Origin of the sequence: Flavobacterium sp. UW10123 (genome assembly GCF_040538975.1) — a bacterium.
GTDB lineage: Bacteria > Bacteroidota > Bacteroidia > Flavobacteriales > Flavobacteriaceae > Flavobacterium.
The window spans coordinates 31,742-46,862 of record NZ_JBEWQE010000011.1; the positions used below are offsets into that span (position 1 = coordinate 31,742).

A 15,121-nucleotide genomic window follows, 5' to 3' on the forward strand; every position below is an offset into this window, starting at 1 on the left:
CAAAGTAACAAAGGCACAAAGTTTTTCTTTGTGCCTTATTTTTTTGACACTGTTTTTTCTAGCTCTTCAATAAGAGATTTTTTTCCAACAGTTTTTGTGATAACGTCTTTTTCAAGATTCCATCCACGTGCAGGCGAATATTCTCGTCCGTACCAAATAATCTGCAAATGCAAGTCGTTCCATAATTCTCTCGGAAATAATCTTTTAGCGTCTTTCTCCGTTTGTGCTACATTTTTTCCGTTAGATAAATTCCATCTATACATTAACCTATGAATATGCGTGTCAACAGGAAAAGCAGGAACGCCAAACGCTTGAGACATTACAACACTAGCCGTTTTGTGCCCAACTGCTGGTAGGGCTTCAAGTGCCTCAAAACTCTGCGGAACCTCGCCATTGTGTTTTTCAATCAAAATTTCAGACAAACCGTGAATTCCTTTAGATTTCATCGGAGATAAACCGCACGGACGAATAATTTCCTTAATTTCCTCAATAGACATTTTAACCATATCATACGGATTATCGGCTTTTGCAAACAAAAGAGGCGTAATCTGATTCACTCTTACATCGGTGCATTGAGCCGAAAGTAAAACCGCAATTAAAAGTGTATAAGGATCTTTATGGTCAAGAGGAACAGGTATAGTAGGGTAGAGTTCTTTTAATTTGTCAATAACAAATTGTACGCGAGCTTCTTTATTCATTTCCGTATTTTTAGTGCTGTAAAAATAGTATAATTTTAATGATGTGCCTAATCCAGCTTTCCGTTTCAACTCCTCATTATGCTAGTAACATTTTTAAGTATTTAAAAGAGCTTCCTTCGGTCGCTTTTTAAATACAAAAATGTAAACTATCATAATTCCGGGGTTTCCACTTCAATCTGGGGCATGAAAAAAGTTATCAATTATAAGTTATGGGTTAAGAGTTGTGAGTTAAAAGTTATCTTTGTGAATAATCTGAAATCAGTAATCCAGAATCTAAAATCAACAATCTAAAATAAAAGATATGACAACATTAAAAGCAGGAGATAAAGCGCCTAATTTTTCAGGAACAGATCAAGACGGAAAAACGCATAAACTAGCAGATTACGCAGGAAAAAAATTAGTAGTTTTCTTTTATCCAAAAGCAAGTACACCAGGATGCACAGCCGAAGCTTGCGACCTAAGAGATAATTTTCACCGTTTTCAGGCTAATAATTACGGACTTTTAGGAGTAAGTGCAGACAGTGCAAAAGCACAAATTAAGTTTAAAGATAAATATGAATTGCCTTTCCCATTAATCGCAGACGAAGATAAATCGGTTATCAATGCTTTTGGCGTTTGGGGACCAAAGAAATTCATGGGAAGAGAATACGACGGTATTCACAGAACTACTTTTGTAATCAACGAAAAAGGAATCATCGAAGAAGTAATCGAGAAAGTAAAAACAAAAGAGCACGCTTCGCAGATTTTGAAATAGAGATTTTTTGTTTCAAGTTTCAGGTTTCAAGTTGCCTGTTGGGACTTGTATTTTAACTGCAAAGCGCGCAAAGTTTTTTCGCAAAGTTCACAAAGGTTTACAGTTTGAATTAAAGTTTTTTTTAAGTTCTCAAAGCTTAGAAATATCGATTATACTACTTTGAGGACTTAAAAAACTTTTACAAAGCCTTATATAATTTCTTCGGGAGCTTTGCGAAAAAACTTTGCGAACTTTGCGTTAAAAAAAAATACCCGTTCCAATAGTAACTTGAAACCTGAAACTTGAAACAAAAAAAAGTCCCTTTTCTGGGACTTTTTTATTACGTATTTTGTTCTAATTCTTTCTGCGGATGATATCCAAAAAGATGATGTTCTTTAATGATTTCTGGAATACCAGGAGGAAGCATTGGTTCCCAGCCTGTTTTGCCTTGATTGATCATTTTTAAAATTTCTCTAGAGAAAACATCAAGAATAGTTGGGTCATAATCTTCAATATCAACTACTTTTCCGTTGAATTTAAAGAATTTATACAATTCTTTCATTCTTGGATGAACTTTCAAGTTGTTTGAGTTCATTAATTCGCCATTTTCATCTAGCATCGGATATAAGAAAACTTTCATATCGCGGTAGAATAATTTTCCGAAAGCTTCCAAAATCCCTCCGCTTAAGTGGCGATAGTATTTCTCGTCAAAAATATCAACAAGGTTGTTTACTCCCATTGCCAATCCCATACGGGCTTTGGTGTAATTTGCAAAATATTCAACCACTTTGTAATATTCTTGGAAATTGGAGATCATTACAGTTTGTCCTAACGAACAAAGTAATTCAGCTCTATCCATAAAGTCACGTTCGTCAATTTCGCCGTCTGAACGTAAGTTGGAAAGCGTGATTTCGAAAATAACTAATGTGTTATTTTTTTCAACCTTATTCTCTTTAAGAAACATTTCTAATGATTTCTCATACATGTCCATATTTACTTTCGTAACAGGACGGAAACTTCCTCTTAAGGCTAGAAGATTCTTTTTGTATAAAATAGCAGCCGGAAGAATGTTTTTTCCCTCTGGGTTAAACATTACTGCATCTGTCATTCCGTTTTTAACCAATTGCAAACTCATCAAACGATTGTCTACGTCTGCAAAACGAGGTCCAGAAAAGTTAATGGTGTCGATCTCTAATTGGTCTTTGTCTAAATGATCGTATAAATAACGAAGTAATCGTTTTGGATCATTGTATTTGTAAAAAGCACCGTAAATTAAGTTAACTCCTAAAATACCAAGTGTTTCTTGCTGTAATCTTGCGTCGGTCTCTTTAAAACGAATGTGAAGTATAATTTCGTTATAAGCTTCGTCTGGTTCAATTTGGTATCTAATTCCAACCCATCCGTGACCTTTAAATTGTTTGGCAAAATCTATTGTAGCTACAGTATTGGCGTAACTGAAAAAAAGTTTTGTTGGGTGTTTCTCTCTGCTTAAACGCTCTTCGATGATTTGCCCTTCATGGGTAAGCATTTTTTTTAAACGCTCTTCGGTAACATATCTTCCATCATTTTCAGCTCCATAAACCGCGTCACTAAAATCTTTATCATAGGCAGACATAGCTTTTGCAATAGTTCCCGATGAACCTCCTGATCTGAAAAAGTGTCTAACTGTCTCTTGTCCAGCGCCAATCTCAGCAAATGTTCCGTAAATATTTTCGTTTAAATTAATGCGTAACGCTTTGTCTTTTATAGAAGGAATCTGTTCGATGACCTTGTCACCCTTGAGTTTTATTTCTGTACCCATTTTGTTTTAAATAGATTTGTTACAAAGTTAGTAAATTAGCAGTCTAATGAAAGAGAAATAATCCTATTTTTGTAAAAAAATTAAGTTCAATTGAAGGTTTATTTTTTAGGTACAGGTACTTCTCAAGGCATTCCAATTATCGGAATCGATCATCCAGTTTGTAAAAGCACTGATGCTAAGGATAAAAGGCTTCGTGTATCCATCTGGATAACATGGGGCGAGCATTCGTATGTGATAGATTGCGGTCCCGATTTTAGGCAGCAAATGCTTTCATGCGGATGTCGAAAACTGGATGCAATTCTTTTTACTCACGAGCACGCAGATCATACTGCAGGATTAGACGATATTCGTCCATTTAATTTCAGACAGGGAGAAATTCCGATTTACGGACATAAACGCGTTTTAGATAATCTTAGACGCCGTTTTGATTATGTTTTTGAGACTGTAAATAAATATCCAGGAGCTCCAAGCGTAAAAACAATCGAAGTGCAAAATAATGCACCTTTTGCCGTTGGAGATAAAATGGCAATTCCGATAAATGCCATGCATGGCGATTTACAAGTTTTTGGTTATCGAATAGAAGATTTTGCCTATTTAACCGATGTAAAAACGATTGACCAAGCGGAAGTTGAGAAGCTGAAAGGAATAAAAGTTTTGGTTGTAAATGCTCTACGCGTTGAACCTCATGATACTCATTTTAATCTTCAAGAGGCACTTGACTTTATTGATCTTGTTAAACCTGAAAGAGCTTATTTAACGCATATTAGCCATGTTTTAGGCTTTCATGAAGAAGTGCAGCAAAAACTTCCTGAAAATGTTTTTCTAGCATACGACAATTTAGAAATTACAATTTAATTATACCACACAATGAAAAAATCCTTAATGCTTTATCTTTTTATTCTTGCCATTTTAATGAATGTCTTTACTTATGCGTTCTACAGCGGTGAAGTAAAATTTGCACAGAATAGGTACGATAAAACAACTAAGAAATTAAGAGACAGTATTAATCTAGTGAAAACTCAATTGGCAGAAGCTGATTATTTTTCTTTAGAACACAATGAAAATGCACAAAATTACTTTGACAATAGTGCTTCTGGCGGAAAAGTGATTTTATATGAAAAACTAATTCCAGTTGTGACTGAGAAGTTATTAGACTTCAATTCAAATCCAAAAGGGAATCCGTATACAGGGCAAGATCAGATTGGTCCAAACAAATTTATCATCAATAAAGTAAAAATTTTAAACCACAGATGGATTATTGCAGATTACAGCAATGGTGAATTATGGGGAGAAGTCTTGTTAAAATACTTTGTTGATAACGACGATAATATTACCTTTGAAGTAAATCAAACTTGGTTATATCAAAAATAGGATTTTATAATCCTATTTTTTTGGCCTTTAAATAAATTAGGATTATGAAAAAGATGTTTTTGTTTTTGATTATTGCAAGTGCGGTTTCTTGCGGAAAAAAAGTTTCTCAAGAAAATGTAAGTACAGCTCCAAAAGATCAGCCAAAAGAAGCTGTTGTAGGAGCAGATTCAGATTCTCATGGTTGTAAAGCTTCTGCAGGCTATACTTGGTCTGTGCTTAAAAATGAGTGCATCAGAGTTTTTGAAAACAGCACAAGACTAAATCATGCAGAAGATGGAAAAACCTATTCAACAGTTTCTTACGTGATTTTTGACGGAAATAAAGCAGAACTTTTCTTAGATACTCAAAAAGAATCTATCGTTTTAGAAAGAAAATCAGAAGGTGATTCTTGGATTAACGGCGATTGGCAGTTGATTCCGTGGAAAGGATATGTTTTGAAAAAAGCAGGGAAGATTCTTTATACAGGAGAATAAAGTTTACAGTCGCAGTTTGTCAGGCTGAGCGAAGTCGAAGCCACATGATGCCCTTCGACTTCGCTCAAGCTGACAGAACATTTTAATTTAAATAATCTCTTTAATAAACTCAGAATCTACAACCTGAGCAAATTCTTCGTTTAAACTTGCTAAAGCAGTCTGATGTATTATTTCGGCAGAGAAATTTTCTCCATTTATGCCTTTTTTATTGAAAGTTGCTGCTGCATTAGAAACCAAGAAAACGTTATAACCAAAATTCCCAGCCATTCTTGTGGTAGTAGAAACACAGTGGTCTGTAGTTAACCCAACAATAACAAGATTAGTTATTTCGGCATTATCAATAAGCTCTTTTAAGTTGGTTCCAATAAAAGCACTGTTGACATTCTTTTTAATAATGATTTCTCCTTCAAGAGGTTTTACTACATCTTGAAATTCATTTCCTGGATTTGTCTCGTTTAAAATCGAATTCGGATTTGAAGAACAATGTTGTACATGAAAAATAGGCAATTTTTTAGTTCTCCAAAGCTCTAAAAGTTCGCCCGCTTTTTCTTCGGCTGTAACATTATTTCGATCTCCGCCCCAATAGGCAACATCGTGAAAACCTTTTTGAATATCAATTAGAATTAATGCCGGATTATTAAGTTTCGAAATGCTCATTTTATAAATAATTTAGAGTGAACTGCGACTTAAAACTGTGACTGAATACTAATTAATCAGCCAATTCCTAAAATCAAAGAAATTCTGAGGAGCAACTCCATGTCCAACAGGATATTCTTTATAAGTAAGCGGAATATTTAATTTTTCTAAAGCAGCAGGTGTTTTTCTTGCCCATTCAATTGGAATAACCTGATCAACAGTTCCGTGTGAAGCGAAAAACTTTAAGTTTTTGAAATCATTGTTTTGAAAACCTTCTTTGATGATTTCTTCGTTAAAATAACCGCTCATTGCCACAACTCGCTGAATTTTTTCTGGGTAAGAAAGTGCTGTTGCGTAACTTAAAATAGATCCTTGACTGAATCCGATTAAAGTGACATCATTAGCGTCAATTGGATATTTTGCTACTAATTCATCAATGAAAGTAGCAATTACATCTCTTGAAGTTCTAGCTTGTTCATTATCTGAAAATTTATTTTGATCTGCATCAAAGTTGATGGCATACCAAGCATAAGCACCATATTGTAAATCGTAAGGAGCTCTTGCAGAAATGATGTAATAATTATCTGGAAGTTCAGAAGCAAAAGAGAATAAATCGGCTTCATTGCTGCCATATCCATGTAATAAAAGCAATAACGGATTTTTGTCTAGAATTACTTTTGGTTCTCTTATTTTATATTCTAAAGATAAACTCATATTTTAATTGTGAATTGTAAGTTGTGAATTGTAAATTTTTAGTCTCAGTCTCAGTCTCAGTCTCGGTTTTCAGTTCTTAACTTTGACAAAGGTTCAAGTTGGAATTTGGTCCCGATAGCTATCGGGAGGAATTTTAAAAATTAACCGATTTTTTTAAACCATTTTTGAAACAATTCCCCAACCAAAGGAATAGGTCTCATTTGTCCTTGAATGGCATTAAAAATACCAAAAGTCCATAGAATAGAAATACAGATCCACATTGGGAAAGTAATAAAGAAACTATCAAAATTACTGATGATTGCACCCAAAGAAATAAAGGTTAAAGACAATCCTAAAGATTGACGGATATGAAAAGAAGCAAAACTGTTTTTATTTTCAGAATTCATGCTCATGGCAATCAAAACGCCAATGATTAGAATATAGCTGGTAATTGCAATTGGTTTTCCTTCTTCGACTGAATTATTCATTGTATTATTTTGTAACTAATTGATTTTGATTTAAAATTCCGTAAACAGAACCCTTAAGTTCAGTTCCTAAGAAAGCAGAATTTTTAGATTTTGAAAGAATGTTTTCTTTTGTAAAAGTTGATTTTCCTTCTGTTGTGAACAAAGTTAGGTTTGCTTTTGCTCCTTCTTCAATAACATTGTTTTCTAAACTAAAAACATTTCTAGCTGCTGTTAGTTTTGCAACAATCGTTTCAACAGGTAAAACGGTTAATAAAGCTCCGAAAGCGCTTTCTAAACCTATAGTTCCATTTTTAGCCGTATCAAATTCCATTTTCTTGAATTCAATATCAATAGGGTTGTGGTCTGAAGTAATCATATCGATTGTGCCGTCAGCAATTCCGTTTAGTAAAGCTTGTCTGTCAACTTCAGTTCTTAGTGGAGGCGTTACTTTAAAACGAGTATCAAATCCGTCCAGTTTTTCATCTGTTAAAACCAAATGATGAACCGAAGCACTTGCAGTAACATTTAAGCCTTTAGCTTTAGCTTCTCTAATCAATTCAACCGATTTTGCGGTAGAAATGGTTGGAATATGAAGTTTTCCGCCTGTATATTCCAATAAAAATAAGTTTCTCGAGATTTGAAGTTCTTCTGCTAGATTTGGAATTCCTTTTAATCCTAATCTTGTAGAAACAATTCCTTCGTTAGCCACACCATTTCCTTTAATGTTTGGATCTTGTGAATAGGCGATTACCAAACCATCAAAATCTTGCACATATTGTAGAGCAATTTTCAGGATATTAGCGTTATCAATGCTTTTATTGTAGTCTCCAAAAGCGATTGCACCAGCATTTTTCATATCGTAAAGTTCTGCCATATCTTTTCCTTCACTTGCTTTGGTCAAAGATCCGATTGGGAAAATTTCTGTTGCAAAACCGTTTGCTTTATTTTTTACAAAACTTACCTGAGATTGATTGTCAATAATTGGCAATGAATTGGGCTGTAATGCAATTGCTGTAAAACCGCTTTTTGCTGCAACATTCAATCCGTTTGCGATAGTTTCTCTGTCTTCGTAGCCTGGTTCGCCCAGTGAGACGCTGCTGTCAAACCAACCTTGAGAAACATGAAGGTCCTCAAATCGTACGACTTCTGCATCGTCGTTTGGAAGTGAAACTCCTATTTTTTCTATTAAACCATCTGCAATTAAAAGATCAACGGTCTGATTGTGAAACGGACTTTTTGAGTCGATAATTTTGGCGCTTTTGATGATTATTTTCATATTTTGGATATTTATTTTATTCAAACATTAAATGTTTTTATTTTCTACCATTAAGAAATTAAGTTCATAAAGAGGAGAACTTAATTTTCTAGACATTAAAAAGTAAAACCATAAAGGGAAGGCTTAATAATCTTAATGTCTTAATGGTGAAAAAATTATTTCACAAATTTTATAATTGCCATTTCTAATGCTAAAAATAACAGTGCAAAGATAACAAACCATTTCCAAATTTGGCTGTCAGTTCGTTCAGTTTGTAGCGTATTAAAAATAGTCGAAATCGTATCGGCAGTTTTGAAATCTGAAACTACATTGGTGTTTACTTGACTCAAATCGCTTTCGGTTCTTTTGTAATTAAAACTAATATTTTCGACCCATTCTTTTTTATCGAAAATTCCATAATTTCCAGCAGTTTCTGGAAAATCATTAAAAGTTAATTTTACTTTATTGTTTAAAATCTGTTGAACCGGAATAAAAGAATCTTCATTTCCTTTTACTTCCAAAATAGCATCTTTAGTCAGTAACACATCAACAAAATAAGGCTGATTGTTTCCAATTGTCAAAGCGTTTACACCAGTTTTCTGATTGTTCTGAGCTATTTTATAAAACAAAGGAACAATTAAAGGAGATTGCTGAAAATTAGAATTTGCACTATTAATTGGTGCTGTAAAAACAGTTATTCCTGCAACTTGATTTTGAACGGCTGTTACAAATGCAGTCTGATCTTCAAAAGAGAGAACAGCCGGATAAGAACTAGAAACAGCAAACGAACTGTTTACTTTTGGATATTGGAAATTAGAAATTTTGTTTTCAAAAACTCCCGAAAATAAAGGATGGTCAAAATTGATTTTCGTAATTAATTTGCTGTTGGTTTCTAAATTTCCGAATTGAATTTTTCCAAAATTCGCCAACAATGCATTTAAATTAGAAAGAGCTGTTTTCTCAGACGGAATCACAACTAAATTTCCTCCCTTAAAAACAAAAGCTTTTAAAGTGGTTTGCAACGCTTGCGGAATATCAACTAATTCGTTTAGAATAATAGTGTTTTGTTTTTCTAAACTATTGTAATCTAAAGTGCTGATGGAGTAATTATGGTAATTGAATTCTACTGAAGTATAAATTCTCGATAAGAAATTGCTTTTTTGAGGTTCGCCAATGCTGATAACGTTTGTTTTTTTATTTTTTGAAATGCTGAAAAACAATTTATTGTCGTAAGTTAATCCATTGTCTTCAATTGCTACATATCCGTGAAATGCTTCTTTTGGAATCGTGAAATTGATTTTCTTTTTCTTCGCGTCAAAATTGACAATTGTTTTGGCAATCAGTTTATTTTGATTGTAAAGCGCTGTTGAAACAGGTTTAAAATCTTCGCCATAAGCCGATAAGTCAATTCCGATTTCATAAAAGTTTTCCAAAGTCTGGTTGATGTAAACGCTGTCTATTGAGACATTGTTTTTCTGTTCAGCTTCTGGAACAATAAAATATGGTTTTTCTTCGAAATCTATATTTTTAATATCTTTTTCCTTTAAACCGACAGCATCAGTAATAATGACAATATCTTTTTTATGAGCCGATTTATGCGCTTTTATTTTGGCTGAAATTGCAGAAAGATCAAAAGAAGAAGCGCTATATTTTAGGTTTTGCAAAGCGCTTTTGGAAGATTTTATATCTGTATTCCAAAAATTCTCGGTGTTGGTTAATAATGAAAACTGAGTGTTTTCTGGAGTGTTTTCAAGCAGTTCCTGGACCGCTCTTTTTAATAATTCTCCTTTTTTGCCTTTTGCTTGCATACTGAAAGAATTATCCAATACAATATACATCTCGTTTGAAGCGTTCTTACTGTCGGCTGCTTCAAAAAAAGGTTGTGCAAAGGCAATAATGGCGCAAGCAAGCAATAATAGACGAGTAGCTAATAAAAGACGTTTTTTGATTTTAGAACTCTTACGAGTCTGGATAGCAAGTTCTTTTAAGAAGCGTACATTGGTAAAATAGGAAGTTTTAAATCGTCTTAATTGAAATAAGTGAACCAAAATTGGAACGATCAATAAAAACAGAAAGTATAGAATTTCGGGATGTTTAAAATGCATTCTGGCTTCGATTTACTTCACTACGTTTTGTTTTTCGCGAAGATGCAGGTCAAAAATACAAATTAAAATTATTAAACCATATAAGTAGGAGAATTATGAATTGTTAATTGTCAATTATAAATTCAAAATGTTTTGAGAAGCAAGAAAACTATCAAAAAATGTAACTTTTGTAATTTCTTTGTAACTTAGAAGCTCCTCCAAACAGATATTATTACTTATTTTAGCTAATTCAAAAAAATAAAAACAAACTATGAAAAAAATATATTTAGTGTTATTTTCAGCTTTATCATTAACCGCGGTTAAAGCTCAAAATAAATTTAACTTACTGGTTGGAACTTACACCAATACTTGCCAAAGCAACGGAATCTATGTATATGAATTTGATGCTTCTACAGGTGATTATAAACTAAAGAGTTCTTCAGAAAATGTTGTTAGTCCAAGTTATTTATCGGTTTCAGCAGATAATAAATTTATTTATGCTGTAAACGAAAACGGGACACAAAGTACAGTAAGTGCTTTTTCTTATGATTCGCAGTCTGGTAAAATCAATCTTTTAAATAAAAATGATGCTCTAGGAGCAGATCCTTGCCATTTGATAAATGATGATAAGAATGTAATTGCGGCCAATTATTCAGGTGGAAGCATTGCTGTTTTTAAGAAAAATCCAGACGGAAGCATTACAGAAGCGCAACAATTGATTCAACACGAAGGAAAAGGACCAAATGCAGCACGTCAGGAAAAAGCGCACGTGCATATGGTTATGTTTTCTCCAGACAAAAAGTTTGTATTGTCAAATGATTTAGGTTTGGATAAAGTGTTTATCTATAAATACAATCCAGCTTCAAAAAATGAAATCTTGACTTTAAAAGGAAGTGTTGATGTCAAACCTGGTAGCGGACCAAGACACCTAACTTTCAGTAAAGACGGAAAATTCGTGTATTTAGTTCAAGAGTTAGACGGAACTTTAACAACTTTAAGCTGGGATAAAACAGGAAGTTTAAAAGTAGTTGCTGAAACAAGTATTCTTCCAAAAGATTTTAAAGGCGGAACAGGAGCAGCGGCAATCAAACTTTCGCCAGACGGAAACTTTTTGTATGTTTCAGATCGTGTTGATGCAAACGCTATTTCAGTATACAAAATCCTTAAAACAGGAAGTTTAGAATTGGTAGAACAGCAAAGCACTTTAGGAAAAGGCCCAAGAGATTTTGCAATTGACCCAACAGGAAATTACCTTTTAGTAGGACATCAATATACTAATGATATAGTTATTTTTAAAAGAGATATTGCAACAGGAAAGATTGTAGATACTGGAAGAAGAATCCAGATGTGTTCGCCAGTGGGATTGTTGTTTACGAAAATTTAGTTCAAAGGTTCAAAGTAGCAAAGGCTCAAAGGTACAGAGGTTTAAAACTGTACTTTTGAGCCTTTTGTGTGCTTTGTCACTTTGTGACTTTGAACCTTTGTAACTTAAAAAAAAAACTATTTTTTCTTTTTCTTTTCATTTCTTGTCTTCAACATATTTCTGTTGACAGAACCATGCGTTTTCTTTTTGGTTTTTGAAGGACCACCAAGATTAACTTTTTTGTTCTTTTTAGATTTTTCATGAAAAGCGCCATCACCTTCTAGTTTTACTTTTTTCATTAAAAACTTTCTTGGCAATTTATCTTTTTCAGCTTCAATAAGCTTTTCTGAAATTTCTACTTCTTCAGGGAAATCAGCAATATCAAGTTCCTGATCCATTAAAAGTTCTGTTGCAATTTTGAATTCTTCTTCTCTTGGAGTAACAAAACTGATTGCTGTTCCCGTAGCATCTGCACGACCTGTACGGCCAATTCTATGCATGTACAATTCAGGTTCTTCAGGAAGTTCAAAGTTAATTACATGCGTAATATTCGAAATATCCAAACCTCTTGCCATAACGTCTGTTGTAATTAAGCCGCGAAGATTTCCTTCTTGAAATTCGGCCATTGTGTTCAAACGGTAGTTTTGAGATTTATTGGAGTGAATTATACCAAATTGTCCTTCAAAAAGTTCATCAATACGATTAAAAAGCATATCTGAAATCTTTTTGTTGTTTACGAAAACTAGAATGCGACTCATGCTTTCATTAGTCTCCAATAAATGCTTTAATAAATTTACTTTGGTGTTGAAATTAGGAACATTATAAGTAATCTGAGTAATTTTTTCAAGAGGAGTTCCTGATGGAGCTAACGTCACTTCTTCAGGGAAATCAAAATAATCATTTAAAAGATCATCAACTTCGTCTGTCATCGTTGCCGAGAATAGAATGTTCTGACGTTTAGTTTTCATCATCGCAAAAAGCGAAGTCAGTTGTGGTCTGAAACCTAAATTCAGCATTTCGTCAAATTCGTCAATAACCAGTTTTTGTGTTTCGTCAAAACGAACAACAGCATCTAGTGCTAAGTCCATTGTACGACCAGGCGTTCCCACTAAAATGTCAACACCTTCATAAACCGCTTTCTTTTGTGTATTGATGTTTACACCTCCATAAATTCCAAGAGTTTTAACCGACATATATGTGGTCAGTTTTTCTACTTCTTCAACTACTTGAACAACCAATTCACGTGTTGGAACTAGAATTACAATTTTTGGAGTATTGGTATGAGTAAACTTGTAAAGCTTTAAAAGAGGCAGTAAATAAGCAAATGTTTTACCGGTTCCGGTTTGTGCAATTCCCATCATATCACGTCCAGACATGATTACAGAAAAAGATTTTTCCTGAATAGGAGTAGGCGTAACAAATCCTAATTCGTCAACTGCTTTTTGTAATGATTTTGGAAGATTAAATTTTTCGAAAGTGCTCATTTGCTTTAAATTTTGTGCAAATGTACGTTAAATTCATGGTTTGTTTATCAAATTCTTAAAATCATCTGGTAATTTATTAGTCTAACTATTTAATTTTCAACATTAAAACCCTTCAAAAACCCCTAATCCGAACAAAGCAAAATCATATTTTACAGGATCTTTTGCATCCATTTCCCTTAATTTGGTGTCTAATTCTAATAAAGCTTTTGCATCATTTTGCTTTCGCGAAAGAATTCCAAGTTTGCGCGCAACATTTCCAGAATGAACGTCAAGCGGACAAGACAAAACAGATGGTGAAATAGTTTTCCATATTCCTAAATCGACTCCTTTTGCATCTTGGCGCACCATCCAGCGCAGGTACATATTGATTCTCTTCGCTGCTGAATTATTCAACGGATCTGAAATATGTTTTTGAGTTCTTGCTAAATGATCTGTTTCGAAAAATATTTTTTTGAATTCGCTGATGCTTTTCTGCAAACTATCTTTTTCCTGATTTTTAGCAAAGACATTTTCTAATCCGTTGTGGTTTTGATAGATGTTTTTTAGACCTTTGATAAAACCAGCAAAATCATTTCCGTTGAAAGTTCGATGTACAAAAGTTTCAAGTCTTGCCAAATCTTCATCAGAATGTGACATAACAAAATCGTAGGGCGTATTGCCCATTAATTCCATCATTCTATGCGAATTCTTGATAATCATTTTGCGATTTCCCCAAGCAATAGAAGCGCTCAGAAAACCTGCAATTTCAATATCTTCTTTTTGGGTAAAAAGATGCGGAATTTGAACAGGATCACTTTCAATAAAATCCTGATTGTTATATTGAATGACTTTTTCGTCTAGAAATTCTTTGAGTTCTTTTTGGTTCATGTTGAAATGAAATCTTCTAATGTATTGGAGTGCCCTAGCCCTGATGGGAGCGGCATCCTTTTGCTGGCTTCTTTAGCCAGGAAAAGATATAGCGGACAGCAGGAGTTAGCTCCTGATTATTTTAATTACTAATCTGACCATCAACCATAACTAATTTTCTATCAGCCATATTGGCTAATTCTTCGTTATGAGTTACAATAACAAAAGTCTGTCCAAACTCATCTCGAAGCTGAAAAAACAATTGGTGCAAGTTTTCGGCAGAATGCGTGTCCAGATTTCCTGATGGCTCATCGGCAAAAATGACATCAGGTTTATTGATTAAAGCCCTTGCAACGGCAACACGCTGCTGTTCACCGCCCGAAAGTTCGCTAGGTTTATGATTAATTCTATGCGAAAGTCCTAGATATGAAAGGAGTTTTTTTGCTTCTTCTTCGGTTTCGGCTGTTTTTTTACCTGCAATGTGAGCTGGAATACAAACATTTTCTAAGGCTGTAAACTCAGGCAAAAGCTGATGAAACTGAAAAATAAATCCGAGATTTAAGTTTCTAAAATCGGATAAAACTTTGTCTTGTTTGCTTTTCTTTTTGAAGTAGCGATTATAGTAAAATAATAATAGCAAAGTCGGTGTCAGGATTACTGCCCAAGTGCCGTAGCCAAAAATGTCGTTTTCTATTTTACTTCTAAAAAACAACACAAAGACTGCCAATAGAATGAAATAAAGGGCTCCTAACCAAGTAATAATTTTAAAAGCTTTTTCTTGATTTGAGCTTTCGTTTTTAATGTTTTGTAACTCCAAAACATTTCTGCCGTTGATAGTTAAAGATGAATCTGTATTATGGTCTGGTTTGTCTAGAGTTCCTAAAATCTGCAATAATGTCGTTTTACCGGCACCTGAAGCACCAACTATAGAAACAATTTCACCTTTTTTAATATGTAGATCGACTCCTTTTAGAACTTCAAGTTTGTCGTAGAATTTATGTATGTTTTTTGCGTGTATCATGTACTGAAACTGTTTTTACAAAGAAACGAAGATTATCATTATAATCAAATTCCAATATTTTTAAATTCCAAATCTCAAATTTCAAAAAGAAAGAGACTATTTTAAAAATAAACAATTGGTATATAAATTGATATGGGAATGTTGGAAATTAAATTTAATAAATAAGTAAGACTACTTTAGGGAATTCTTTTTAATT

The 15,121-nt window shown here is 33.6% G+C and carries 14 protein-coding genes and 2 pseudogenes; 5 read left to right on the plus strand and 11 right to left on the minus strand.

Annotated elements, in window-relative coordinates:
- Nucleotides 1-35: 35 nt before the first annotated feature.
- Entirely contained in the window at nt 36-698 is a 663-nt protein-coding gene (locus tag ABXT06_RS13860) for an endonuclease III domain-containing protein (protein WP_354591276.1), read from the minus strand.
- 301 nt (nt 699-999) lie between these two features.
- On the opposite strand from ABXT06_RS13860, the gene bcp reads away from it, so the two are divergent.
- On the plus strand, nt 1,000-1,452 hold the full coding sequence (gene bcp, locus ABXT06_RS13865) for a thioredoxin-dependent thiol peroxidase (RefSeq protein WP_354591277.1): 453 nt from the start codon (nt 1,000-1,002) through the stop codon (nt 1,450-1,452).
- 319 nt (nt 1,453-1,771) lie between these two features.
- Here bcp and ABXT06_RS13870 read toward each other — a convergent pair whose 3' ends face one another.
- Nucleotides 1,772-3,232 (minus strand): TonB-dependent receptor, encoded by a 1,461-nt coding sequence (locus ABXT06_RS13870; protein WP_354591278.1) that lies wholly within the window; start codon nt 3,230-3,232, stop codon nt 1,772-1,774.
- 90 nt (nt 3,233-3,322) lie between these two features.
- Between ABXT06_RS13870 and ABXT06_RS13875 the strand changes: the two genes are divergently transcribed.
- The 3 genes from ABXT06_RS13875 to ABXT06_RS13885 are packed head-to-tail and all read left to right on the plus strand — an operon-like array spanning nt 3,323 to nt 5,076.
- Entirely contained in the window at nt 3,323-4,087 is a 765-nt protein-coding gene (locus ABXT06_RS13875; RefSeq protein WP_354591279.1) for an MBL fold metallo-hydrolase, read from the plus strand.
- Between the two features lie 12 nt (nt 4,088-4,099).
- The gene (locus ABXT06_RS13880) at nt 4,100-4,603 is read left to right on the plus strand and encodes a hypothetical protein (RefSeq protein WP_354591280.1); all 504 of its coding nucleotides are present in this window, start codon (nt 4,100-4,102) and stop codon (nt 4,601-4,603) included.
- A 44-nt stretch (nt 4,604-4,647) separates the two neighbouring features.
- Complete coding sequence (locus ABXT06_RS13885; RefSeq protein ID WP_354591281.1) at nt 4,648-5,076, plus strand: hypothetical protein; 429 nt, start codon at nt 4,648-4,650, stop codon at nt 5,074-5,076.
- Between the two features lie 87 nt (nt 5,077-5,163).
- Here the strand turns inward: ABXT06_RS13885 and ABXT06_RS13890 are convergent, their stop codons facing one another.
- The 5 genes from ABXT06_RS13890 to ABXT06_RS13910 all read right to left on the minus strand — a co-directional run bounded on the left by ABXT06_RS13890 (nt 5,164) and on the right by ABXT06_RS13910 (nt 10,232).
- Nucleotides 5,164-5,733: a cysteine hydrolase family protein gene (locus ABXT06_RS13890; protein WP_354591282.1), complete on the minus strand. Its 570-nt coding sequence runs from the start codon at nt 5,731-5,733 to the stop codon at nt 5,164-5,166.
- A gap of 48 nt (nt 5,734-5,781) precedes the next feature.
- Entirely contained in the window at nt 5,782-6,426 is a 645-nt protein-coding gene (locus ABXT06_RS13895) for an alpha/beta hydrolase (RefSeq protein ID WP_354591283.1), read from the minus strand.
- Nucleotides 6,427-6,566: 140 nt separating this feature from the next.
- Nucleotides 6,567-6,893, minus strand: a complete 327-nt coding sequence (locus tag ABXT06_RS13900; RefSeq protein WP_354591284.1) for a hypothetical protein — start codon at nt 6,891-6,893, stop codon at nt 6,567-6,569.
- Between the two features lie 4 nt (nt 6,894-6,897).
- Nucleotides 6,898-8,148 carry a dihydroorotase gene (locus ABXT06_RS13905; RefSeq protein ID WP_354591285.1) on the minus strand — a complete coding sequence of 417 codons (1,251 nt, stop codon included), beginning with the start codon at nt 8,146-8,148 and terminating at the stop codon, nt 6,898-6,900.
- Between the two features lie 155 nt (nt 8,149-8,303).
- Nucleotides 8,304-10,232: a BatA domain-containing protein gene (locus tag ABXT06_RS13910; protein ID WP_354591286.1), complete on the minus strand. Its 1,929-nt coding sequence runs from the start codon at nt 10,230-10,232 to the stop codon at nt 8,304-8,306.
- Nucleotides 10,233-10,482: 250 nt separating this feature from the next.
- Here ABXT06_RS13910 and ABXT06_RS13915 point away from each other — a divergent pair, with 250 nt between their 5' ends.
- The gene (locus ABXT06_RS13915) at nt 10,483-11,595 is read left to right on the plus strand and encodes a lactonase family protein (protein WP_354591287.1); all 1,113 of its coding nucleotides are present in this window, start codon (nt 10,483-10,485) and stop codon (nt 11,593-11,595) included.
- Between the two features lie 116 nt (nt 11,596-11,711).
- Here ABXT06_RS13915 and ABXT06_RS13920 read toward each other — a convergent pair whose 3' ends face one another.
- The 4 genes and pseudogenes from ABXT06_RS13920 to ABXT06_RS13935 form a co-directional block, all read right to left on the minus strand.
- Nucleotides 11,712-13,058, minus strand: coding sequence for a DEAD/DEAH box helicase (locus ABXT06_RS13920; protein ID WP_354591288.1), 1,347 nt, complete (start codon nt 13,056-13,058; stop codon nt 11,712-11,714).
- 102 nt (nt 13,059-13,160) lie between these two features.
- Nucleotides 13,161-13,925, minus strand: coding sequence for a TIGR02757 family protein (locus ABXT06_RS13925; protein ID WP_354591289.1), 765 nt, complete (start codon nt 13,923-13,925; stop codon nt 13,161-13,163).
- Nucleotides 13,926-14,046: 121 nt separating this feature from the next.
- Nucleotides 14,047-14,496: pseudogene (locus ABXT06_RS13930) on the minus strand (ABC transporter ATP-binding protein); the annotation flags it as partial.
- 216 nt (nt 14,497-14,712) lie between these two features.
- Nucleotides 14,713-14,925: pseudogene (locus ABXT06_RS13935) on the minus strand (ATP-binding cassette domain-containing protein); the annotation flags it as partial.
- Between the last annotated feature and the right edge of the window lie 196 nt (nt 14,926-15,121).

Excerpts from the sequence above, each read along its gene's own strand:
- ABXT06_RS13925 (WP_354591289.1), bottom strand. The coding sequence starts at position 13,925 with ATGAACCAAAAAGAACTCAAAGAATTTCTAGACGAAAAAGTCATTCAA.
- bcp (WP_354591277.1), top strand. The coding sequence starts at position 1,000 with ATGACAACATTAAAAGCAGGAGATAAAGCGCCTAATTTTTCAGGAACA.
- ABXT06_RS13880 (WP_354591280.1), top strand. The coding sequence starts at position 4,100 with ATGAAAAAATCCTTAATGCTTTATCTTTTTATTCTTGCCATTTTAATG.
- ABXT06_RS13915 (WP_354591287.1), top strand. The coding sequence starts at position 10,483 with ATGAAAAAAATATATTTAGTGTTATTTTCAGCTTTATCATTAACCGCG.
- ABXT06_RS13895 (WP_354591283.1), bottom strand. The coding sequence starts at position 6,426 with ATGAGTTTATCTTTAGAATATAAAATAAGAGAACCAAAAGTAATTCTA.
- ABXT06_RS13900 (WP_354591284.1), bottom strand. The coding sequence starts at position 6,893 with ATGAATAATTCAGTCGAAGAAGGAAAACCAATTGCAATTACCAGCTAT.
- ABXT06_RS13890 (WP_354591282.1), bottom strand. The coding sequence starts at position 5,733 with ATGAGCATTTCGAAACTTAATAATCCGGCATTAATTCTAATTGATATT.
- ABXT06_RS13910 (WP_354591286.1), bottom strand. The coding sequence starts at position 10,232 with ATGCATTTTAAACATCCCGAAATTCTATACTTTCTGTTTTTATTGATC.
- ABXT06_RS13860 (WP_354591276.1), bottom strand. The coding sequence starts at position 698 with ATGAATAAAGAAGCTCGCGTACAATTTGTTATTGACAAATTAAAAGAA.
- ABXT06_RS13885 (WP_354591281.1), top strand. The coding sequence starts at position 4,648 with ATGAAAAAGATGTTTTTGTTTTTGATTATTGCAAGTGCGGTTTCTTGC.
- ABXT06_RS13905 (WP_354591285.1), bottom strand. The coding sequence starts at position 8,148 with ATGAAAATAATCATCAAAAGCGCCAAAATTATCGACTCAAAAAGTCCG.
- ABXT06_RS13870 (WP_354591278.1), bottom strand. The coding sequence starts at position 3,232 with ATGGGTACAGAAATAAAACTCAAGGGTGACAAGGTCATCGAACAGATT.
- ABXT06_RS13920 (WP_354591288.1), bottom strand. The coding sequence starts at position 13,058 with ATGAGCACTTTCGAAAAATTTAATCTTCCAAAATCATTACAAAAAGCA.